This is a genomic window from Stenotrophomonas sp. YJH_SMC_6, assembly GCF_059371335.1.
Window position 1 is genome coordinate 80,429 of record NZ_JCAFUM010000010.1, and the last position, 23,204, is coordinate 103,632.

Below are 23,204 nucleotides of genomic sequence, written 5' to 3' on the forward strand. Positions count from 1 at the left end.
CTACCAAAACAGCATGTGCCGCCCTCAACGATCGAGGTGCGCGGACCAACGGTCCGCACCTACCCGGCTCCGTGTCTGGTAGATGCCAGCCTTGGGTGGCATGTTCGGGGTGTGCCAACCAAGGATGGCACCTACCCAAACAGGATGTGCCGCCCTCAACGATCGAGGTGGGCGGACCAACGGTCCGCACCTGCCCGTCTCCGCGTCTGGTAGATGCCAACCTTGGTTAGCATGTTCGGTGTGTGCCAACCAAGGTTGGCACCTGCCAATGCGGGATACGCCGCCCTCAACGATCGTTGAGGGTCTTCAGCTTCATTGCTTCGCGCAGGGTCGTCAGGTCCACCGGGCCACGCACCGCGATATCGCGGATTTCGCCCGGCAGCAGATCCAGCAGGTTGTCTTCGACCTGCACATCCAGCGCGCCGAAATCGATCCACGTCGCGCGCACGTAAGACGCGCTTTCCAGGCGCAGACGGTAGTGATCGCCTTCGATGGACAGGGTGGCCTTCAGCTTCTGCCGCGGCAACACCTGGTCCTTGGCTTCGACGAATCCGACGATCTGGCGGGCACTGACCGCCCCGTTCTGCAGCAGCTCGAACACGGCCACCGTGCGCTTCGGATCGGCACCGGCCAGCAGCTCGGCATCGCGGAAATCACCAATCGAGGTGACGCCCGCCGCCGTCAACGTCACCGCGTCCTCGCGACGACGCAGCACCTTGCCATCCACATCCATCACCCGCAGCCGCCAGCGTGCATCTCCGGCAGCGCCATCATTGATCAGGCGCACCCGCGTACTGCCCTCGTCACGCAATGCCGCCAGCGTGGCCGGCGCGAAGAAGCGCCGCGCGGCAAAGTGCAATGCCTTCCAGCGACCGAAGTAGTCCACGCTGGACCATGAAGCACCCGGCCAGACGTCGTTGAGCTGCCAGTACAGCGAGCCCATGGTGTACGGCCGCGAAGCGCGATGGTGCAACGCGGCCAGCGCGATGCCATCGGCCTGCATCACCTGGCTGAGGTAGACGAAGTCCTCGAAGTCCTTCGGCGTGCCGTAGCCCAGTTCGATGTAGTGCAGCAGGCGGCTGTTGCCCTCGCCGGCCATGAATTTCTGGTGCGCGCGGATCACCGGGCTGTCGATGCGCTGCTCGGCGCGGGTGGCGATCTGGTCAACGGTGGCCACCGACGGCCATGCCTGCAGGCCGTACTCGGACATGAAGCGCGGCGTCTCGCGCAGGTAAGCCTGCACCGGCAGCGCCGGATTACCCCAGACCTGCCAGTAGTGCTTGTCGCCACGGGTAGAGTCGTTCGCCTTTTCGCCCAGGTCGTTACTGGGCGAGCTGGACCAGTACGGCACGCCCAGTCCCTCCTCACCCACCACCCGGCGCAGGTCATTGCCGAACAGGTCGACATAGCCCTGCCAGACCTTCGCTGCAAACGCCGGGTCGGCCGCCTTCAGGTCGCGGCCGTGGCCCCAGTCCTTCCAGGCGGTTTCTTCCTCGTTGTTGCCACACCACAGCACGATGCTGGGGTGATGGCGCAGCCGGCGCACATTGTCGCGTGCCTCGGCCACCACGCTGGCACGGAAGGCCGGATCGTAGCCCGGCTGCATGCCACCACCGAACATGAAGTCCTGCCAGACCAGCAGGCCCAGTTCGTCGGCGATGTCGAAGAACGCATCGTCCTCGTAGTAGCCGCCCCCCCAGTTGCGCAGCATGTTCATGTTGGCGTCGCGTGCGGCGGTCAGCACCTGGCGCAGGCGCGCGGCGTCGACCCGTGCGGGGAAGGCATCGAACGGAATGACGTTGGCGCCCTTTGCGAAGATCTCCACGCCGTTGATGACGAAAGCGAAGCCCTGCCCGCCCTTGCCGTCTTCCTCGCGGCGCAGTTCAACCGTGCGCAGGCCGATACGCTGCTCGCGCACCAGCGCTGCATCGGCGCCATCATCCAGGCGGGCCTGCACGGTGTAGCGGTCCTGTGCACCGTGGCCGACCGGCCACCAGCGCTGCGGCTTGACCAGTTCGACCGGTACTTCGACGGCGTTCTGGCCGGGCTTCAGCAGCACCGTGCGCTGCACCTGGGCCACGCTGCGACCCTGCGGATCGCGCACATTCACATGGACCACCGCAGAACCGGCCGCCGCGCCCTGCTCCATCTCCAGCAGCACGGCCAGCTTCGCCTGCTCCGCGCTCAATGCATCGGTACGCACTGCAAGATCGGTCAGGCGGTGCGCATCCCAGGCCTGCAGGTCGACCCCGCGCCACACGCCGGCGGTGACATAGCGCGGGCCCCAGTCCCAGCCGAAGTGATAGGCCGGCTTGCGCGCGAAGTTGCCGACCATCGCGTCCTTGGGCTCATCGCCATAGGGCGAAGGATAGTTGCCGGCGATCTTGTGCGGCATCGCCTGTACACCGGGAAGCAGTGTGCGGATTGGTGAACGGAACACGATCTGCAGTTCATTGCCATTCGCGCGCAGGCGCCCGTCCACGCGCGCACGCCAGGTGCGGTGCGCGTTGTCCGCGCTCAGCAGCGGCCTGCCGTTGAGGCTGACTTCGGCATAGGTATCCAGCCCGTCGAAGCGCAGTTCGGCATTGGGCTTGGCCAGCGTCGCCGCATCCACGTCGAAGCGGGCGCGGTACTCCCAGGCAGCCAGCCCGATCCATTGCAGCTCGGCCTCAGGCGCACCGACGTACGGATCGCGGATCAGCGCGTGGGCGAGCAGGTCGGTGTGCACGCTACCCGGCACCTTCGCCGCACGCCATTGCTGCAGGCCCGGGTGGGCGGCGCCCTGCGCATCGCCGGGCAGCATGCGGAATTCCCATCGCGCCTGCAGCGGGGCTGCAGTTGCCGGGAAGGCGGAGACTGCGATCAGCAGCAGGAGCAGACGGACAACGAGGGAAAGGCGATGCACGTGATACTCCTAATTCTCCGCCGGGCGAAGCCCGGCGCTACCGATTCCGATTCATCATGCGTACGGCGACACGCGCCTCAACGCACCACGTTCAACACTTCGTAGCACGCGCCCATGGTGTGGTAATCCACCTTGCCGGCCGGGCTCTTCTCGTCGCTGTACTTGCGGTTGTCCGCATCAAGGATGCGGAACCAGGCACCGTACTGGTGGTCGACGAAATGCTCCCACGAGTACGCCCAGATGCGCTCGTACCACTGCCAGTAGCGGTCATCGCCGGTGCGCTTGGCCATCAGTGCGGCGGTGGCCAGCGTTTCGGCCTGCACCCAGAAATACTTGTCGTCGTCGCAGACGAAGCTGTCGCCGCCGATCGGCGCACCGTCCATGCCCGCCTGTCGGCGCGTTTCCGGTGCGAAACCGTAGTACAAGCCACCGCGCGCCTCGTCCCAGCTGCGCGCCACAGCCACATCGAACAGGTGCTGCGCGGTCGGCACCAGCCAGTCGGCCTGCACGTGGCGATCGAGGATCAGCAACAGCTTGGCCCATTCTGTCTGGTGGCCGGGCTGGAAGCCCCATGGACGGAACAGGTGCTTGGGGTCGTCCAGGTTGTAGTCCCAGTCGATCTCCCAGTTCTCATCGTAGTGCTCCCAGACCAGCCCGCCGGCCTTGGCCGCCTGGCGGCGGGTCATGTTGTCGGCCAGCTGCAGCGCACGCTCGACATAGCGCTGCTCACTACTGGCCTCGAACGCAGCCAGCATCGCCTCGCACATGTGCATGTTGGCGTTCTGGCCGCGATAGCCGGTGAAGTTCCACTGGCCGTCGGCCTCGTCCTTGTACAGGCCGTGCTGTGGCTCCCAGAAGCGCGCTTCCAGCAGCTTCCAGGTTTCGTCCATCCACACACGCGCCTGTTCGATACCGGCCTTCAGCGCGCAACTGTAGGCCAGCAGCACGAACGCCACGCCGTAGCAGTGGTTCATGTCGTCCTCGACCTTGCCATCACGCAGGGTCCAGGCGTAGCCACCGGTGGCCGGGTTGCGGTGCACCTCGCGCAGGTAGCGCACGCCGTGCTCGACCGCCTCGCGGTACTCGGCATTGCCGAATTCGCGGTAGGCCATCGCGTAGTTGAAGACGAAGCGCGTGCTGCTCACCAGGTGGCGGTGGCTGGCATCGTAGACGCTGCCGTCATCCCGGAAGTAGTGGAAGAAGCCGCCGTCCGAATCGATGCAGCGCGGATGGTAGAACGCCATGGTATCGGCGATGTGCGCGCGCAGGAACGCGGGCGAACGGAAATCGGGCGAGGTGCTCATGCGGTAATGTCCTGGGCCTGCAGCAGCTGCTGCACTTCATCGAGCGAGGGCATTGCGGCGAACGCGCCCTTGCGGGTAACAGCCAGCGCCCCCACGGCGGCGCCGAAACGCAGCGTGGCGGTGATCGCCTCCGGGTCCTGGCAGAACGCAGCGAAACCAGCGCCCGCCCCACCGCGCTCCAGCAGGCCGACCAGCACGCCACCGACGAAGGCATCGCCCGCCGCCGTGGTGTCGACCGTGGCCACGCGGAAACTGGTGACCGTGCCGTGGTTGTCGCGGGTGTACCAGTGCAGTGTGGCCGCACCGTCGGTGACGATCACCCAGCGCGCCTGCGCGGCCAGCAGGCGCCGCAGCACCGTCGCCTCGCCGTCATTGCCCAGCGGTGCGGCCAGGTAGTCCAGCTCCTCGCGCGACAGCTTGACCAGATCGGCGCGTTCCAGCGCCTGCCACAGGCGCGGCGTCGGATCCTCGTTCGCCGGCCACAGCGCGGGACGCAGGTTCAGATCGAGGCTGACCACCGCTCCGGCCGCACGTGCACGGTCCATGCCGGCAAAGGTCGCCTCGGCGATGCCCGGCTCGGTCAGGCTGTTGGAGCAGACGTGGAAGCACTGCGCGCTGTCGAGGCAGGCGGCCTGGAAATCGCTGTCACGGAACAGCAGGTCGGCGGCCGGCGGGCGGTAGAAGCTGAAGCTGCGCTCGCCACTGGCGTCGAGGGCGACGAAGGCCAGCGCGGTCTTCGCCGCATCGGTACGCACGATGTAATCCGTGCCCACGCCGTGCTCGACCAGGCTGTCGGCCAGGAAGTCACCGAACATGTCACGGCCGAGCATGCCGACGAACTGCGTCTTCGCGCCCAGCCGCGCAGCGGCCACGGCAACGTTGGCCGGCGCCCCGCCGGCGTACTGCAGGAACGCCCGCGGCGTATCGGCCGAGGCCGGCGGCTGCGCTAGTAGATCGATCAAAATTTCGCCGAAGCAAACGATGGAACCCATTCCGGACTCAGCCTCCCTGCGTTGCGGAAGCCGGCGTACGTGCGCCGACCAGTCCGTAGAAAATGATGTAGCCGTAGCACAGCAGCGGCAGGATGAAGCTGGCCTGCACACCGATGTGGTCGGCCAGCACGCCCTGCAGGTACGGCACCACCGCACCGCCGACGATGGCCATGATCAGCAGGCTGGAACCCTTGTTGGTCAGCGGGCCCAGGCGCTCGATGCTCAGCGCGAAGATGGTCGGGAACATGATCGAATTGAACAGGCCGATCGCCACCACCGAGTACAGCGCGATGTTGCCGGAGGTCAGCATGGTCGTGACCAGCAGCCCCACGTTGACCAGCGCGAAGATCGCCAGCAGGCGGCTGGGCGAGAAGCGCGCCAGCAGCGCCGAGCCGGCGAAGCGGCCGATCATCGCCATCGTCCAGTAGGCCGACACGTAATGCGTGGCTTCCTGCTCGCTGAAGCCGCCGATGTTGGGCATCGACAGGTAGTTGACCAGGAAGCTGCCGATCGAAACTTCGGCACCGACGTAGAAGAAGATGCCCAGCACACCCAGCAGCAGGTGGCGCTTGCGCAGCGCATCCAGGTAGCTGTGGTGGTGGCCCTGGTCGGCCTGCTCGGTGGCGTCGCTCAGTGCCGGCAGGCGGAACAGGTATACGAACAGCGCCAGCAGCACCAGCGCAACGGCCAGCCCCACGTACGGGCCCTGCACGGCCTGCGCCTCGGCGGCACGGTAGGCCAGCTGTTCGGCGGCCGGCAGTGCCGCGATGTCATCGGCACTCTTCACCGTGTTGGACAGGATCAGCATGCCGCCGAAGATCGGGGCGATGGCCGTGCCCAGCGAGTTCAGTGCCTGCGCCAGGGTCAGGCGACTGGAGCTGGTCTGCTCCGGGCCCAGCAGCGCGACGTAGGGGTTCGCAGCAACCTGCAGCACGGTGATGCCGGTGGCCAGAACGAACAGTGCGCCCAGGAAGGCGCCATACACGCGCAGCTCGGCCGCCGGCCAGAAGCCCAGCGCACCGATACCGGCAATCACCAGGCCGGCCACGATGCCCTTCTTGTAGCCCAGCGCCGCCACCAGCCGACCCGCCGGCAGCGACATCAGGAAATAGGTGCCGAAGAAGGTGAACTGCACCAGCATCGCCTTGGCGTAGTTCAGCTCGAACACCGCCTTCAGGTGCGGGATCAGGATGTCATTGAGGCAGGTCAGGAAGCCCCACATGAAGAAGATCGTGGTGACCACGGCCAGCGCCTTGCCGTTGGTGACGGCAGGTGCGTTGCCCGAAGATCCCGTTGGACGGGGCGTTGCGGAGATCGGCATGCGGTACGCGCCTCGATGCGCGGAAGGTCGTTGTTGCGTGGAAGGGGTGTATGGAATAAATCAGTTCGGTCGTGCGGCACTGCTTTCGCGGATGCGCAACTGCACCGGCGCGACCGTGCGCCGTGGCGGCGCGTCCGGTTCGTCCAGTCGTTGCAGCAGCAGCGCCGCAGCTTGCCGGCCCCGCTCGCGCGGATCGGCGGTGAGCGTGGTCAACGGCGGCACCGCCACCGCAGCCTCGGAAATATCGTCGAAGCCGGTAACGGCAAAGTCACCGCCCGGACGGATGCCCCGTGAATTCAAGCCCAGCATCAGGCCCAGCGCGACGGTGTCGTTGTAGCAGACCGCCGCACTCGGCCGATGGCCATCGGCAAACAGCTCATCGGTGCGCGCTGCCGCTTCCAGGCGGTTCGGCGCCGACTCGATCATCCAACCCGGCGGCAGCGACAGCCCGGCCTCGGCCAGCGCCTGCTGGAACCCGGCGCGGCGCTGGTGGCAGGAACTGGATGCGGCGTGGCCGCCGAAGAAGGCGATCTGGCGATGGCCGCGCTCGATCAGGTGACGCGTGGCCAGATAGGCGCCGTGCTGGTTGTCCAGGGTCAGGAAGTCCCAGTCGGCCCCTTCCAGTTCGCGGTTGAACAGCAGCACGTTGGCATTGGCACCCAGTGCCTGTCGCAACTGCACGGTATCGCTGCCCTCGGCCGGCGACAGGATCAGGCCGGCCGGGGTGTGCTCCATCAACGTGGACAGCACCGCCTGCTGGCGCTCCGGCGATTCGCCAGTGCTGCCGAGCAGGGTCACGTAACCGCGTCCGCCCAGCGCCTCGTCCACGCCGGACGCGAATTCGGCGAAGAACGGGTTGGAAAGATCGTTGATCACCAGCGCGATGCTCGACGAGGTACGTCGGCGCAGGTTGGCGGCAGCGCGGTTGTAGACATAGCGCTGCCGGCGCAGCTCGGCCTCGACCTTGGCACGGGTATCGACGTTGACCAGCGGGCTGCCGCGCAACACCAGCGACACGGTCGCCCGTGACACGCCAATGGCACGCGCGATGTCGGTCACCGTCACTGCCTTGCCGGCGCGCTTGCTGGGACTGCTGCCGTTGTCGTTCATCGTCTTCCCGGACTCCGCTGGAGGCTCAAGCCTAATGGATCAGGGCCGTGTCGTGCCGTGCCGTTCGCTGGGTCACCGCGAACGGCACAGTCCGGCTCAGCGCAGCTGGCTACCCGGTGCCGCGCACCAGGACACCGGCAGGTCCTTCACCGCCGTACCCCAGCCCTGCTCCGGGGCCTTCGCGTCAAGCGCGAACTGCAGGCGCGGGCCCTGCTGCAGCTGGTTCCAGTCCAGCCAGACCGGCGCATGCGCCTGGCCATCGACCTGCACGCCCTGAACGTACTGCAGGCGGCGGCCATCGGCACCCGGCGCGTCGATGCGCAGCGTCCGGCCATTGCCCATGTCCAGTTCCACCTTGCTGAAGCGCGGGGTGTGCAGCAGGAACTGGCCGCTGCCCGGCACCGCCGGATACACGCCGATGGCGCTGAAGAGATACCAGGCCGACATCGTGCCGAGGTCGTCGTTGCCGGTCACGCCATTGGGCGCATTGGTGAACAACTGCTGCGCGGCACGCACCACGGCCGCGGTCTTCCACGGCTGGCCGATCAGCGTGTACAGCCACGGCGAGTGCAGGTCAGGCTCGTTGTTCGGGTTGTAGCGGAACTGGTTGTAGTAGCTGTACGGCCCGACCACCCACTCCTTGCGGGCGGCATTGAGCGGATCGGCCTGCAGCGCGTCCATGGCGAAGAACGCGTCGAGGCGGCGGCCGGCCTGTTCGCGGCCCTGCATCGCTTCGACCAGCCCCGGCACGTCCTGCTGCGCCAGCCACTGGTACTGCCACGCCGTGCCCTCATGGAAACCGTGGTGCGAGCGCGGGCTGTAGTGGCCATCGGCCGGGGTGTACCACTGGCCGTCCTCGGTGCGCGGGCGCGGGAAACCGGTAAAGCCGGTCTCGGCGTCGCGCACCTGCGGGTCCCACACCTTGCGCCAGTTGCGGCCGCGCTCACGCAGCGTCGCCGCGTCCTGCGCATGGCCGAGGCCATCGGCCATCTGCGAAAGCGCACAGTCGGCCAGTGCGTATTCCAAGGTAGCCGAACCGCCGTGGTGCGGATCGACGTCCATGCCCTTGGACGGGAACGCGCGGTCGTAGACCACATAGCCCTTGTCCAGGTAGGTAGGGTTGCCGGAACGGCCGGCCATGCGTGAGTTCAGCGGCGGCGTGCCGAAGGCATTGCGGCGCAGCGCATCCCAGGCCTGCGATTCACGGCCCTTGAGCGCACCGAAGCGCCACAGGTCGACCATGAACGGGGTGACCGGATCGCCGGTCATGATGTTGGTCTCGAAGTTGGCATAGCCCCAGCGCGGCAGCCAGCCGCCCTGCTCGTCGATCGCCAGCAGGGTACGGCCGATGTCGCGCGCCACGTCCGGGCGGGTCAGCGCCAACCACTGGTTCTGCGCGCGGTAGGTATCCCACAGCGAGAAGTACTCGTAGTAGGTCCAGCCATCGGCACGGTGGATGCCATCGTCATAGCCGCGGTAGCGGCCGTCGGCGTCGTTGCCGGTCATCGGCTGCAGCAGCGCGTGGTAGACCGCGCTGTAGAACACGGCGCGGTCGTCGGCGGTGCCGCCCTGCACGCGCACCCGGCCCAGCTGCTCGCGCCACGACTGCTGGGACAGCGCCCGCATCCGATCGAAACCGAGCAGCGCGCCGCCCTGCATGCCTTCCGCGCGCAGGTTGGTACGCGCGCCTTCGGCATCCACATGCGAGATCGCGCTGATCGCCGTTACCGACTGGCCCTTGGCGAGGTCGAAGCTGAGCCAGGCACCATTCGGCTTCTGTTCGCCTTCCATGCTGTGGCGCGCACCCGGCAGGCCGCCGCCCTCGCCCCAGGTGCCATGCGCCTTGAACGGGCGGTCGAACTCGATGCGGAACCAGGTGGTGTACTGATGGCCGCCGCAGAAACTCTTGGTCACCAGCTTGCCCTCGACCACGCGGTCGCCGACCACATCGACCACGCTGCCGATCACCGAATGGCGCTCATTGGCTTGGCCAACATTGACCAGCACGTGGCCCTCGCCCTGGCGCTGGCTGAAGGTGTAGCGCTCGGCCGCGGCACGTGTACGCGCGGTGGCCTCGGCATCGATGCCGCCGTAGCTGGTCAGGCGCACCTTGTAATAGCCGGCCTGGCCGATCTCGCCGTCATGCGTGTACGAAGCGGCATAGGTCTTGTGGTTGAAGTTCTTGGCGTCAGCAGTATCGAAATCGCCGCCCGGACCGATGCTGCCGGTGACCGGCAGGATCGACACCTGCCCGCCCTGCTCCCAGCAACCGGCGCCAGAGATGAAGGAGTGGCCGAAACCGCGGATCTTCTCGTCGTCGTAGCGCCAGCCGGAATAGTGGCTGCCGATCGGGCTGACCTGGATCAGGCCGAACGGTGCCGATGCGCCGGGGAAGGTATTGCCGTCGTCCTTGCTGCCGATGAAGGTGTTGACCTCGCGCTCCAGCGCCGCCGGTGCGGCCTGCAGCAGCATCGGCATGGCCGAAAGCGCCAGCAGACAGGCCAGGCGCGCCAGCGGGCGGGAGGACAATGGGACGGCGGGAGCGGACGGCACTGGACGCATGTCGGGTTCCTGTAGTCGATGACGCGGAGGCAGACGGCCGGGATCGTTCGGCACCGTTCCGCTGAGTCCCGCCGTGACCGGCAGAGAGCTCCCCCTGGAATGACGCCCGACCCACCAGACCGTGGATTTAGATCGATTCAAGTAGAGCATGCAGGTTCAGCCGAATGCATTCTGCGGCGCAGCATGAGAGGGGGTGTTCGGCAGGGCTGCGCCCTGCACCTGCCGAAGCCGAAGCAACAGCAAAAGCCGACTATCCGTGGGATGGCGGGGTGGGTCCGGTTGCGGGGGACGCCGTAAACCCGTCCCTGGGGGCTTGGCCGCGGCATCCATGCCGCGGACACCCCCGCAACCGGACCCACCCCGCCTTCGACAGATTTCCGCGATCTGTGGATCCATGCCATGCGTGGATGAATCTCTGTCGGATATCGAAATCGATTGGGGTCAGATCCGTTTTCCAAAGGAAAACGGATCTGGCCCCAGGACCCCATGTCGTTCCAGGATCAGTCCAACCGTCACCGGGAAACTGTCAAAGGTGGGGCGGTGTGGGCTGGCAGGACCGTTGGCGCCATGGATGGCGCCATCGAGCCCCCAGGGGTGAGGGCCCTTTGCTTGCGAAGCACTGCTTCGCAAGCGCCCGAACGCACAGCCGCCAGCGGCTGGGCCGGACCCCGGAAGGGGGGTTTACGGCGTGTCCTGCCAGCCCACACCGCCCCGCCAAACCAGCAGAAAACCAGAGCCGCTTTGGCTTTGGGTTGTTGCCGGCCAGCGGCCGGCACACCGCGGGTGCAGGGCGCAGCCCTGCCGACCCACCCTCCCCTGCGCACGAAAACGATTTCACTGGTTTCAGCAAACCGTCATCCCTTCGCCACGCCAGTACCATATTGCGGAGCAGCATGCGCCCACGGGCGACCCATGCTAAAAAACGCCCGCCCATCGCTTAGATCGATCCAAGACGACATTGCGATGGCCGGGAGTTGGGGGAGCGGCAACAGGACGTACCAGGCCACGCGCACGGTGCAACTGCCACTGCATGGCGATAGCGACAATGTCACTTCAAATTAGATCGATTCAAGTTGTCCGTGCCACGTCACCGGATCAATCCAGGAGAGAGGGAGAGATGGGAATGAAGCATTCAACACGTACGCATGGCCAGGACGCACTGTCGCTGGCCATCGCGCTGGCCCTGGCCGCCGCCGTCGTTCCGGCCGGCGCCGCCGCGCAGCAGGCAACCACCACCGGCTCGCAGGAAGCCACCAACCTGGACAGCGTCCAGGTCACCGGCTACCGCTACGCCATCGAAAAGAGCCTTGAGCAGAAGCGCGACGCCAATGCCGTGGTCGAAGTGATCACCGCCGAGGATGTCGGCAAGTTCCCCGACAAGAACGTGGCCGACGCATTGCAGCGCGTGCCCGGCGTGATCATCACCCGCAGCGGTGGCGAGGGTAAGAATGTCAGCGTGCGCGGCCTGGCCTCGGACCTGACCCTGACCCAGTTGAACGGCAATTACGTCGCCACCTCGGAAACCAATGACGAGGCCTCGCGTTCGTTCAACTACACCCTGCTGCCATCGAACATGCTGTCGGCAGCCGAGCTGTACAAGACGCCGGAAGCACGCATCGACGAAGGCGGCATCGGCGGCACCGTGATCCTGCGCACCCGCCGTCCGCTGGACATGGAAGCCAACTCCGGTTTCGCCTCGATCGAAGGCACCTCGTCGGACACCAGCAGTGGTGTCGACCCGCAGGCATCGGCGATGTACTCCTGGCACAGCAAGGACGAGCGCTTTGGCCTGCTGATCGGCGCGACCAAGCAGGTTCGCACCAACCGCAGCATGGAAGTCAGTACCGAAGACTGGCAGTGGTACAGCGACCGTGTCGATGCCAACGGCGGCGTCATCCATGACTACGTCTGGAACGCGGCGGGCCGCACGCGTAATCCGGCCGTCGACGTGTACGGCAACGCCTTGCCTGACGCCTCCCAGTTCTGGGGCCGCTCGGGCATCTACAACCAGAATGGTGGCCACTACTCCGGCTTCTTCATGCCGACGTCGGTCAACTTCGCAGTGCGTGACGAGCGCCGCGAGCGCACCGGCGGCCAGCTGACGTTCCAGTTCAAGCCCCTCGACAACGTCACGATGACGGCGAACTACTTCCGCTTCGAACTGCAGGGCAACTACACCCAGAACATGCTGAAGGTTCCGGAATGGAACCTGGCGCGCGTGGCGGGCGACGGCAACTGGGAAGGTGGCCGCATGCTCAACGGCTTCACCATGGACCCCAGTGGCACCATCGTGACCGGTGCGCAGTACCAGATGCAGCCGGGTCGCAACTACATCTGCAGCGAAGACCAGGCCGCCGCCGCCGGCCTGCGCCCAGGCGGCTGGGGCCCGGATGACTGCACCATCCCTACCCCGCAGCTGACCGGCACCTACAGCAAGGAAAAGGCGCTGTCGCAGACCGCGGACCTGACCATCGACTGGGACATCAGCCCGTTGTGGAAGGCCAGCTTCGCCGGTGGCCGGACGTGGTCCGAAGGTGGCCCGTCGATGAACTTCCGCATGTCGGCCAAGCCGCGCCGCCAGGTCAACGGCCAGTGGCAGGCCGGCAACACCTACAGCGCGTGGGACCTGACCGGCACGCCGTCGGTGAACTTCTCGCCCGACCTGCAGCAGCAGCTGATGAACGGCATCGCCGAAGTGGACACCGGCTCGACCGATTCGTCGTGGAAGCGCACCGAGGTCAAGCAGAACCACTTCCAGGCTGACGTCACCAAGCTGTTCGAGGCCGGCTGGCTGGATTCGATCCAGTTCGGCGCCAAGTACAGCGATGGCAAGGTCCACCGCAATACCGGCAACACCTACTGGGTCTGCCAGGGAGCCGACCCGAGCGATTACAGCAAGCGTTACCAGGCGGGTTGTGATTCGACCGCCGGCATCGCCCAGCCCGGCTTCTTCCTGTCAAAGCCGATGGACAACATCGCTGGTGGGTTCAACGCCAATGTGTTCCCGGGCATCAACTACCCGGCCTACATCGACTACCTGAACGACCGCTACGGCGGCGTGCAGAACCGTACCGAGGACGACTTCGTCTACGACGTGCAGGAAAAGGTGTACTCGGGCTACTTCCAGGCCAACTTCCGCACCGAGCGCCTGCGCGGCAACATCGGCGTGCGCGTGGCACGGACCAAGCAGCACGCCGCCTCCAGCGATTCGGTCGAACGCTTCAATGACTATTTCGCCGACAACGCTGCCGGCTCGCCCTTGGCCTGCACCGATCCGTCAGCAGCGGCCCTGCTCGGCTCCAACAGCGGCTATGGCTGCGAAAGCGGCTTCGTGCGCCTGCCGGATGCACTGGCCCGCGCCAAGACCTACGAACTGTCCTCGCTGGAAAAGACCTACACCGACATCCTGCCGAGCTTCAACATCGCCTGGGACATCACCGATTCGCTGGTGCTGCGCGGTGCTGCATCGAAGGTCATTGCCCGCCCCAGCTACACCAACATCGCCTACCCCGGCGGCCTCAGCTACTACTCCGATGAGTACAGCAACGACCGTCGCGTTGCCGGTGGTGCCACCAACCCCGGCTGGTATGGCTCGGGCAGCAACAAGGAGCTGGAACCGTTCAAGGCCACCCAGTACGACCTGAGCCTGGAGTGGTACTTCAAGCCGGGTGCCGTGGCGGGTGTGGGCGTGTTCCGCAAGGACGTCAAGAACTTCACCGTGCCGGTGGTGCGCGACCAGCAGATGAACGTCGGCGGCCAGAACGTGACCGTGCAGAAGTACGAGACCCAGGCCAACGGCCGTGACGGCGTGTCGCAGGGCGTGGAAATCTACGGCCAGTACACCCTGGACTTCGGCCTCGGCTTCCAGGCCAACTACACCTACAACGACACCAACATGGCCTCGGTGGAGATCAACGGCGAACAGATCGGTTCCTCGCCACTGGTGGGCAGTGCCAAGAACCAGGCCAACTTCACCATGTTCTACGAGAACGAGAAGTTCCTCGCACGCGCCTCTTACAACCGTCGCGGCGTGGTGGTCGGTGGCCTCAACAACGGCTTCAGCTCTTACTCCGAGCCGTACGACCAGCTGGATCTGAACGCCGCATACAACATCCGTGGAGACCTGGCACTGACCGCTTCGGTGCTCAACGTCACCAAGTCCGAGCAGCGTGTGCACCTGGGCAACGACACCAAGGCGCGCCTGCTGTCCAACACCTACTCGGGCCGCCAGTACTACGTCGGCCTGACCTGGAAGTTCTAAGGTCCGACCGGGCCTGCCGGGTCCTGCCCGGCATTGCCCCGCCCCGCCCAGCGCGGGGCCATTCCTCCACGGCAGCCGCGCTGGTACAGGCGGCTGCCGTTTTCATTGGCTCCGATATGCCCGGCGTTCAGTCCGGCGCTTGACCCTGCCATCGTTGGAAGGTGCACACTGGCCCTACCCCAAGAGCATCCAAGGAGCTAAAGATGGAATTCCATGTCGACGGCATGACCTGCGGCGGCTGCGCGCGCAGCGTGACCCGCGCGATCCAGCAGATCGATCCGAACGCCAGCGTGGTTGCCGACCCGCCGACCGGCCTGGTCAAGGTGCAGACCACCGCGTCGCAGGAACAGGTATTCGCGGCGGTGAACGATGCCGGTTTCCCGCCGCGTAGCGCCTGATCCGATCCCCTGCCCCGCATCCACAGCGAAGCCCGCCCCGTGCACTGGCACAGGGCGGGCTTTTTGATGCATGTGGTATCGATTCAGTGCTTCTGGGTACGCCGCCGCACCGCACCGGTCTTCGCGGTATCGACCGGCACCGGCGTCTGATCGTCCTCACCCAGCCGCTGTAGGATCGGGCACTCCGGGCGCTCGTCGCCGGCACAACAACTGATCAGCGATTTCAGCGTGTCGGCCATCTGCCGCATGTGCTCGATGCGCTGTTCCAGATCGGCAATGTGCTGTTCGGCCAGGTGCTTCACGTCGGCGCTGTGCCGCGAGGTGTCGTTCCAGAGGCCCAGCAGATCTGTGATCTCGGCCACCTGGAAGCCGAGATCGCGCGCGCGGCGAATGAAGCGCAGACGGTGGATGTCCGCCTGCGAATACGCCCGGTAGCCCGACTCGGTTCTATCAGCGGCGGGAATCAGACCGATCTGTTCGTAGTAGCGGATCATCTTCGCCGACACGCTGGAGGCCTTGGCAGCTTCACCGATGTTCATACGGATCTCCTTCAATGGGTCGCTGCGGCGGCATCCGCCATCGGTGGCTGGAAGCGGCGCAGGCGCAGCGCGTTGCCCAGCACGAACACGCTGGACAGTGCCATCGCACCGGCCGCGAACACCGGCGACAGCAGCATGCCCCAGACCGGATACAGCACGCCGGCCGCCACCGGAATCAATGCGGTGTTGTAAGCGAAGGCCCAGAACAGGTTCTGGCGGATGTTGCCCAGCGTTGCCTTCGATAGTGCAATGGCATTCGGCACGCCCTGCAGGTTGCCCGACATCAGCACCACATCGGCCGACTCGACCGCGATATCGGTGCCGGTGCCGATGGCCAGGCCGACATCGGCCTCGGCCAGCGCCGGCGCATCGTTGATGCCGTCGCCGACGAAGGCGACATGGCCATGTGTGGCCTTCAAGCGGCGCACCGCCTCGACCTTGCCTTCCGGCAGCACCTCGGCCACCACTTCGTCGATGCCGAGCTGGCGCGCGATCGCCTGCGCGGTACCAGCATTGTCACCGGTGATCATCGCCACCTTAAGGCCAAGCTGATGCAGTGCCGCGATTGCGGCCGGCGTGCTCGGCTTGATCGGATCGGATACCGCGATGATTGCGGCCAGGCGGCCGTCGATGGCGGCATACAGCGGCGACTTGCCCTGGGTGCCCAGTTCTGCCGCCAGCGTCGCAAACAAAGTGATGTCCACGCCCAGGTCGCGCATGAAGCGATCGGCACCGACCTCCACCCGCGCGCCATCAACGTTGGCACGCACGCCCATGCCGGTGACCGATTCGAAATCGACCATCGACGGCAGCGCGATGCCCTGCTCGGTGGCTGCATCGACGATGGCGCGGGCAATCGGATGCTCCGAGCGCGACTCCACCGCCGCCACCGCCGCCAGCACCGTGCCGTGATCAAAACCGCTGGCGATCTCCAGATCGGTCAAGCGCGGGCGGCCCTCGGTCAGCGTACCGGTCTTGTCCACCGCCACCACCTGCGCGTCCTTCAGCAGCTGCAGCGCCTCGCCCTTGCGGAACAGCACGCCCATTTCAGCGCCACGGCCGGTACCGACCATGATCGAGGTCGGCGTGGCCAGCCCCATCGCGCACGGGCAGGCAATGATCAGCACCGCTACCGCGTTGACCAGCGCGAAGCTCAGGGCTGGCGACGGGCCGAAGATCAGCCAGACTGCGAAGGTCGCCAGCGCGGCCAGCATCACCGCCGGCACGAACCACAGCGTGACCTTGTCGACCACCGCCTGGATCGGCAGCTTCGAGCCCTGCGCCTGTTCGACCATGCGGATGATCTGCGCCAGCATGGTCTGCGCGCCCACCGCCGTGGCACGTACCGTCAGTGCGCCCTCCTGGTTGACCGTACCGCCCACCACGCTGCTGCCCGGCTGCTTCTCGACCGGGATCGGCTCGCCGCTGATCATCGATTCGTCGATGTAGCTGCGGCCTTCAACCACCTCGCCATCCACCGGCACGCGCTCGCCCGGCCGCACTTCCACCATGTCGCCGCTCTGCACTTCATTGACCGGGATGTCGACGGTGCGGCCGTCACGGATCACATGGGCGACCTTGGCCTGCAGGTTGACCAGACGCTTGATCGCTTCGGAGGTACGGCCCTTGGCGCGGGCCTCGAGGAAGCGGCCGAGCAGGATCAGCGCGACGATGACTGCTGCCGCTTCGTAGTAGACGTTCACCGTGCCCGGCGGCAGCAGCCGCGGTGCAAAGGTCGCCACCACCGAGTAGCCAAACGCCGCGGCGGTGCCCACCGCCACCAGTGAATTCATGTCCGGCGCCAGCCGCAGCAGTGCCGGGAACCCCTTCTGGTAGAAACGGCGGCCGGGAATGGCCAGCACCAGCAGGGTCAGTACGAACTGCAGGTACCAGCTCGCCTGCATGCCGATGGTGGCCATCACCCATTCGTGCATGCCGGGAATCAGGTGCGAGCCCATCTCCAGCACGAACACCGGCAGCGCCAGCGCGGTCGCCACGATCAGGTCGCGCTTCAGTTCGGCGCGCTCGGCATCCTTCTTTTCAGCGGCTTCATCATCGGACTGCACACCGGCCTCGATCGGGCGGGCGGCGTAGCCGACCTTGTCGATGGCCGCAACCAAGGCGGCCGTATCAGCCACGCCGCGCACGGTCGCACGCTCCGTGGCCAGGTTCACGCTGGCCTGGCTCACGCCTGGCAACGCCAGCAGCGCGCGCTCCACGCGGCCCACGCAGGAGGCGCAGGTCATGCCTTCCACGGCCAGTTCAACGGTGGCGGGGGACACGTCGTAGCCCACCCGCTCCACCGCCTGGATCAACGCGGCACGATCGACCGGACCGGACGGGCGGATATCCGCGCGCTCGGTGGCCAGATTGACCGAAACACTGCCCACGCCTTCGACCTTGGACAGCGCCGCCTCGACCCGGCCGACACAGCTGGCGCAGGTCATTCCCTCGATGGGCAGGCTGATGGTGGCAGGGCTTGCGGGGGCTGCAGTGGCGCGGGGCATGCTCATGATCGGATTCCCGGGGTTCCTTCTGGATGCGGACAGGCTAAACCTTGCCATCGTGGGAAGGTCAAATCCAGCCACCCCGGGGTTCATGATGGGGTTCATCCACGCATGGCGTGGAACTACCGAGCGGACGGAGGCGTCAGGCGGATCAAGCCCGGCGCCCCCTGCAGGTCCGCTCAGAAGGTGAACACGTACGCCAACGCGAACTCGCGGCCGACCGCCCCCAGCAGGCGGGTCGGGGCGAAGTCGTAATCCAGCTTGTACGGGTCCTTGTGGTTCCAGCTGGCGGAGTTGAAGGCGTTGTTGACGTACACGTTTACCTTCGCGTGTTCGGTCACCTGGTAGCCCACGTTGAAGTTCCAGGTGATGAACGGCCCCACTCGACCGTAGTAGCGCGCCGTCTGCTGCCCGGCATTGGGGTTCGGGTTCGGCGAGCCGTCGGGACGTGTCGCCGGCTCCAGGCAGTTCAGCGACGGGCTGTCGCTGGGCACGTAGCCGTCGGCGAACGGCAGGCAGCCGCCGGGGTTGTCCAGGCGGTCGGTGCCCCAGTGGTAGCGCACGCCCGGCACCGAGCCCACGCGGTCGGCATAGACATTGGCATTCCAGTTGCCGCGCTGCCAGGCCAGGCTCGCGCGCAGCTTGCTGCGCAGGTCGCGGTCGCGGCGTTCCGGGTTCGGGTCGTTGGCGTAGCGCTGTTCCTTGGTCGAGATCTGGTTGGTGTAGTTCAGACCCAGCTGGAAACTGCCCCACTGCGCGGTTTCCAGGCGATAGCGTGCGGTCAGGTCGACACCACGCACTTCGCGGCTGGCCAGGTTGAACGGGCCGCGCTCGATCGACACCAGGCGGCCGCTGCTGTCACGGTTCACGCGGGCCAGGATGCCGGCGCAGTATTCGCCACCGGCCGGATTGGCCCATGGCGTGCCATCGATGTTCTTGCCGGTCAGGCAGCCGGCCTCGCTGGCCAGCACCTCATCGGCGCCGACGTCGACGATCATGTCTTCCAGCTTGATCGCCCAGTAGTCGGCGCTGACCGACAGGTTCGGCATCACGTCCCAGACCAAACCGACCGTCCACGAATCACCGGTCTCCGAGCGCAGCAGCGGCGTGCCGCGCCGGTTCACGTCGAAGGTGTACCAGACATCGGTGTTGCCCACGCCGCAGTTGTTGACCAGGTACGCGCCACTCTGGATGCAGCGCAGGCGGTCATAGGTCTGCACTTCGGAGCTGCTCGGCTGGCCCAGCAGGTAATGCATGTCCGGCGCATGGAAGCTGGTGGCATAGGAGCCACGCACCAGCAACGATTCAACCGGGCGCCATTCCAGGCCGACGTTCCAGGTGGTTTCCTTCTGGCTGCCGATGTCCAGTGCTTCGCTGCTGTCGTCGGCCTTGTAGTTGCCATAGCGGTCATAGCGCGCGGCCGCAGTGGCGGTCACGCTGTCCAGCAGCGGAATCTTGAATTCGACGCCGGCCGAATAGCGGGTGCGCTCGCCGCCACCGCGATCGACGTTCTGCAGGTCGAAGTTGATGCCTGCGCGTGGGTCGGGGCTGAGGTGATAACCCTGCTGCGCGACTTCAGCCACTGCGGCGAACGAGATCGGGCCGGCCCAGCCCTGGAACAGTTCGCCGGTGATATCCGCCGAGGCCTGGTTGACCCAGGACGCCGCCCGGTTCTTCGCCACCGTACCCATCTGCCAGTACTGGTCCGGCGTCAGCGGATTCCACCAGCGCGATTCGTTCAAGGCGTAGATCGCCTCGCCATCGGCCGTGGTGCCCAGCTTCGGGCCGAGGAAGTAGTCGTACGACTTCTGCTTGTCGACCACGTTCTGCCGTTCTTCCACGCGGTAGTACGAGCGCCCCACCGTGGCGCTCCAGTCGAAGCGGTCGGCGAGGCGGCCACGCAGGCCGGCGCTCCAGTCCCAGGACAGTTCGCGGTTGGTGTTACGCAGCGTATCCAGGCCACCCACCTCGTTTGGAGTGAACTGGCGCACGCCGAGGATCGGGCGGTTGCGGTTGGCGTCCCAGTAGTAGCCGTTGTCATCGTCGACCAGCGACACGCCGGGCGGATTGGTGCCCCAGATCGCTTCGGAACGGTAGACCGCCAGATTGGTCCAGGCCTGCAGGTCATTGCTGAAATCGAAGGTGGCATACAGGTTGCCGGACACGTTCTCGGCGCCGCCGGTGAGCAGCCAGTTGGCGTAGTCGGCGCTCATGCCGCACAGGCGGCCGGTGTTGGTGATGGTGTTGGCGGCGTAGTTGTAGACCAGTCGATCGGCGGTGTAGTACTCACTGCCGAACTTCTCGCAGGTGCCGGTGGGCGGCGCCAGGCGCTGGCCCGTGGTGGGATCGATCAGCGCCAGACCGGCGGTAGGACGGAAGCCGACCTTGCGTTGTTCCATGTTCCAGGACGGGTACGGCGCATCATCGGCGTCGTCCATCTGCGGGCGGTCACGGCCGAACAACGGATCGCGCTTGGTGTACTGCAGCGCGTAGGTCACGCTCCAGTTGTCACCGGTCTTGCCGCCGGCCCAGGACAGGTCCCAGGTGTCGCGCCCACCCTCGGTGGAGGTGCCGCCACGCACGCGCACTTCGTCGCCGTCGTAGTTGGTCTTCAGAATGACGTTGACCACGCCGGCGATCGCATCCGAGCCATAGATGGCCGAGGCGCCACCGGTCAGCACTTCGATGCGCTCCACCGCCGCGGCCGGAATGTTGCCGTAGTTGGAGAAGTTGGTTTCACCGCCATAGGGCAGCGGGTAGTCGGCCACGCGACGGCCGTTGACCAGCAGCAGCGAGCGGTTCGGGCCCATCCCGCGCAGGTTCAGGCCACTGGCATTGGGCGTGTGCGAGCCCCACTGCGAGGCGGCTTCAACAGTGCCGGTCGCTTCGGTGAGGGTCTTCAGCGCGTCGTACACGCTGACGAAGCCTTCCTTCTGGATCTGCGCGGCGGTGATCACGTTGACCGGTGCCGGGCCTTCGACGCTGGCGCGCTTGATGCGCGAGCCGGTGACGGTGACCGCGTCGAGATCCTTGGTGGATGAACTGGCAGCCTCCTGCGCGCTGGCAGCCAGGGGCAACAGGGCCAGGACCAGGGCCTGGGACAGCAGGTGACGACGCTTGCGGACGATCTGAGCCATGGGTGGTTGCTCTTCGAAAGTGTGGACGCACGGACGGGTGGTGGCGCGGCGCTACGGCTGATCCGGGCACCTGGATCGGTTCAAGACCGTCCCGACACCCTCCCCTGTGGATCGATCCAAACTAAAGCACAGCTGAACCACGCCGGGCATGCGGCGATGCAGCAATGCCCGAGGAAATGCCGCTATCGGCTGCCGGCATCCAGAACAATCAAAGGGTTGCGAAACATCGCTGAGAGAACAGCGCACACGTCGATGACACGATCGCGACAATCGCGCGCGGAACGGATATGTCCGGCGCAAGCCAGCGTCCGGGGTCGGATCCCCTCGCAGAGGGGCTCTGACCCGATTGCGTCGGGTGGGGTCAGAGCCCCTCTGCGAAGGGATCCGACCCCGGGCAGCTCTCAGCCGTCCAGCGCCTGCCGTAGTGCGGCCACGGTCGCGGTGGCGGTCTGGCTCCAGTCCGGGTCCAGCCCGCGCAGGTCCGGGTTCTGGAATTGCATGGCCGAGCGCCGCAGGCCTTTGGCCGAGGCGTGCAGTTCGGTGCAGCCGCTGCGTCGTGCGACGGCGGCGACATTGGCCGGGCCCAGCCCGGCGCCGGCCATCACCGTGATACGTCCCGCCGCCTGGGTGACCAGGCCTGCCAGCACATCGGCACCGGCCTCGGCACTGACCTGGCCGCCCGAGGTCAGCACGCGCTGGCAACCCAGTTCGATCACCTGTTCCAGTGCCGCCGGCAGATCGCGGGCGGCATCGAAGGCGCGGTGGAAGGTCACCTGCAGCGGCCCGGCAGCCTGCACCAGTTCACGGCACAACGCCACGTCGATACCGCCCTGCACATCCAGCGCACCGATCACCACGCCATCGCAGCCGAGCGCGCGGCACTGCGCGATGTCACGCAGCATCAGTTCGATTTCCAGCGCGTCGTAGTGGAAGTCGCCCGGGCGGGGCCGCACCAGCACGAACAGCGGAATCGACAGGCGTTCGCGCGCAATCGCGATGCTGGCGAACGACGGCGTGGTACCACCCTCGGCCAGGTTGTCGAACAGCTCGATGCGGTCGGCGCCGCCGGCCTGGGCGGCCAGCGCCGAGGCCAGCGAGTTGCTGGCGATCTCCAGGGTCAGCCGCGTGCTCACGCCTGGGTGCTCGTGTAGATCGACGGCGAGTCGCGCAGGTCATCCTGGCGCTGCGCATCGCACACGGCGTAGACGAAGCCGCGATGCAACGCGTAGGCGCCCACCTCGCCCTGCTTGTTCATGGCCAGGAAGCAGACCTGCAGTGTCCTGCTCGCTTCGGGGCGCTTGCGCACCACGCGGTCGATGGCTTCACGGCAGGCCTGTGCCGGCGAGCGCCCCTGGCGCATCAGTTCGACCACCAGGAACGAAGCGGCGTTGCGGATCATCTCTTCACCCACGCCCGAAGCAGTGGCCGCGCCCACGTCGTTGTCGACATACAGGCCGGCACCGATGATCGGGCTGTCGCCGACCCGGCCGTGCAGCTTCCAGGCCATGCCGCTGGTGGTGCAGGCACCGGCAAGGTGGCCCTTGGCATCCAGCGCCAGCATGCCAATGGTGTCGTGGTTGTCGCTGTTGCCGGGAATACCACGGCGCTCGGCGTTGATCTGCGGCTGATACTTCTCCGTCTTCAGCCACTCGCGCCAGGCCGCTTCGGCCTGCGGCGTCAGCAGGTGCTTGCGCTCGAAACCCTGCTGCACCGCGAACTGCTGCGCGCCCTCGCCCACCAGCAGCACGTGTGGGCTGTTCTCCATCACTTTGCGGGCCACCGACACCGGATGCAGGATGTCGACCAGCGCGGCCACGGCGCCACAACGGCCATCGCCATCCATGATGCTCGCGTCCAGGCTCAGCACGCCGTCGCGATCCGGGTTGCCACAATGGCCGACGGTGGGATTGCAGAGCTCGCTCTCGGCCCAGCGTGCGCCTGCTTCCACCGCATCCAGCGCGCTGCCGCCCTGCGCCAGTACCTTCCACGCGGCCTGGTTGGCCGGTACGCCGAAGTCCCAGGTCGAAACCACCTTGGCCCCACCCTGCGTGCGCGCCTGCACGCCCGGCAAAGCCGCCATGCCTGCAGCCAGTGCACCGGCCTGCAGGAACTGCCTGCGATCCACCATCTTCCCCTCCCAGTCTGCAATGCACGGCCGGCCCGATGCC

At 66.4% G+C, this 23,204-nt stretch carries 13 protein-coding genes; 2 read left to right on the forward strand and 11 right to left on the reverse strand.

Annotated features, from left to right (window positions below; translation table 11 throughout):
* Positions 1–286: 286 nt before the first annotated feature.
* The 6 genes from AC5P9N_RS12745 to AC5P9N_RS12770 form a co-directional block, all read right to left on the reverse strand.
* Positions 287–2,905 carry a beta-mannosidase gene (locus AC5P9N_RS12745; RefSeq protein WP_099485068.1) on the reverse strand — a complete coding sequence of 873 codons (2,619 nt, stop codon included), beginning with the start codon at positions 2,903–2,905 and terminating at the stop codon, positions 287–289.
* A gap of 77 nt (positions 2,906–2,982) precedes the next feature.
* The gene (locus AC5P9N_RS12750; protein ID WP_099485069.1) at positions 2,983–4,209 is read right to left on the reverse strand and encodes an AGE family epimerase/isomerase; all 1,227 of its coding nucleotides are present in this window, start codon (positions 4,207–4,209) and stop codon (positions 2,983–2,985) included.
* The gene (locus tag AC5P9N_RS12755; protein ID WP_012480047.1) at positions 4,206–5,201 is read right to left on the reverse strand and encodes a carbohydrate kinase family protein; all 996 of its coding nucleotides are present in this window, start codon (positions 5,199–5,201) and stop codon (positions 4,206–4,208) included. Before AC5P9N_RS12755 ends, AC5P9N_RS12750 begins: the two co-directional genes overlap by 4 nt.
* Before the next feature lie 7 nt (positions 5,202–5,208).
* Positions 5,209–6,522, reverse strand: a complete 1,314-nt coding sequence (gene fucP, locus AC5P9N_RS12760) for an L-fucose:H+ symporter permease (protein WP_005409446.1) — start codon at positions 6,520–6,522, stop codon at positions 5,209–5,211.
* A gap of 60 nt (positions 6,523–6,582) precedes the next feature.
* Positions 6,583–7,632 carry a LacI family DNA-binding transcriptional regulator gene (locus AC5P9N_RS12765; RefSeq protein ID WP_005413180.1) on the reverse strand — a complete coding sequence of 350 codons (1,050 nt, stop codon included), beginning with the start codon at positions 7,630–7,632 and terminating at the stop codon, positions 6,583–6,585.
* 96 nt (positions 7,633–7,728) lie between these two features.
* Positions 7,729–10,194, reverse strand: a complete 2,466-nt coding sequence (locus AC5P9N_RS12770) for a GH92 family glycosyl hydrolase (protein WP_049459806.1) — start codon at positions 10,192–10,194, stop codon at positions 7,729–7,731.
* A gap of 1,117 nt (positions 10,195–11,311) precedes the next feature.
* Here AC5P9N_RS12770 and AC5P9N_RS12775 point away from each other — a divergent pair.
* Both AC5P9N_RS12775 and AC5P9N_RS12780 read left to right on the forward strand, forming a co-directional pair.
* Positions 11,312–14,455 carry a TonB-dependent receptor gene (locus AC5P9N_RS12775; protein WP_099485073.1) on the forward strand — a complete coding sequence of 1,048 codons (3,144 nt, stop codon included), beginning with the start codon at positions 11,312–11,314 and terminating at the stop codon, positions 14,453–14,455.
* 203 nt (positions 14,456–14,658) lie between these two features.
* Positions 14,659–14,853, forward strand: coding sequence for a heavy-metal-associated domain-containing protein (locus AC5P9N_RS12780; protein WP_049444910.1), 195 nt, complete (start codon positions 14,659–14,661; stop codon positions 14,851–14,853).
* 83 nt (positions 14,854–14,936) lie between these two features.
* On the opposite strand, the gene cueR is transcribed toward AC5P9N_RS12780, so the two are convergent.
* The 5 genes from cueR to AC5P9N_RS12805 all read right to left on the reverse strand — a co-directional run bounded on the left by cueR (position 14,937) and on the right by AC5P9N_RS12805 (position 23,164).
* The gene (gene cueR / locus AC5P9N_RS12785; protein WP_060381153.1) at positions 14,937–15,392 is read right to left on the reverse strand and encodes a Cu(I)-responsive transcriptional regulator; all 456 of its coding nucleotides are present in this window, start codon (positions 15,390–15,392) and stop codon (positions 14,937–14,939) included.
* An 11-nt stretch (positions 15,393–15,403) separates the two neighbouring features.
* Positions 15,404–17,905 carry a heavy metal translocating P-type ATPase gene (locus AC5P9N_RS12790; protein WP_099485074.1) on the reverse strand — a complete coding sequence of 834 codons (2,502 nt, stop codon included), beginning with the start codon at positions 17,903–17,905 and terminating at the stop codon, positions 15,404–15,406.
* Positions 17,906–18,078: 173 nt separating this feature from the next.
* Positions 18,079–21,036 (reverse strand): TonB-dependent receptor plug domain-containing protein, encoded by a 2,958-nt coding sequence (locus AC5P9N_RS12795; RefSeq protein ID WP_164212625.1) that lies wholly within the window; start codon positions 21,034–21,036, stop codon positions 18,079–18,081.
* A 401-nt stretch (positions 21,037–21,437) separates the two neighbouring features.
* Complete coding sequence (locus tag AC5P9N_RS12800) at positions 21,438–22,169, reverse strand: copper homeostasis protein CutC (RefSeq protein ID WP_049461186.1); 732 nt, start codon at positions 22,167–22,169, stop codon at positions 21,438–21,440.
* Complete coding sequence (locus tag AC5P9N_RS12805; protein ID WP_049461188.1) at positions 22,166–23,164, reverse strand: glycosylasparaginase; 999 nt, start codon at positions 23,162–23,164, stop codon at positions 22,166–22,168. The genes AC5P9N_RS12800 and AC5P9N_RS12805 overlap by 4 nt, the downstream gene beginning before the upstream one ends.
* Between the last annotated feature and the right edge of the window lie 40 nt (positions 23,165–23,204).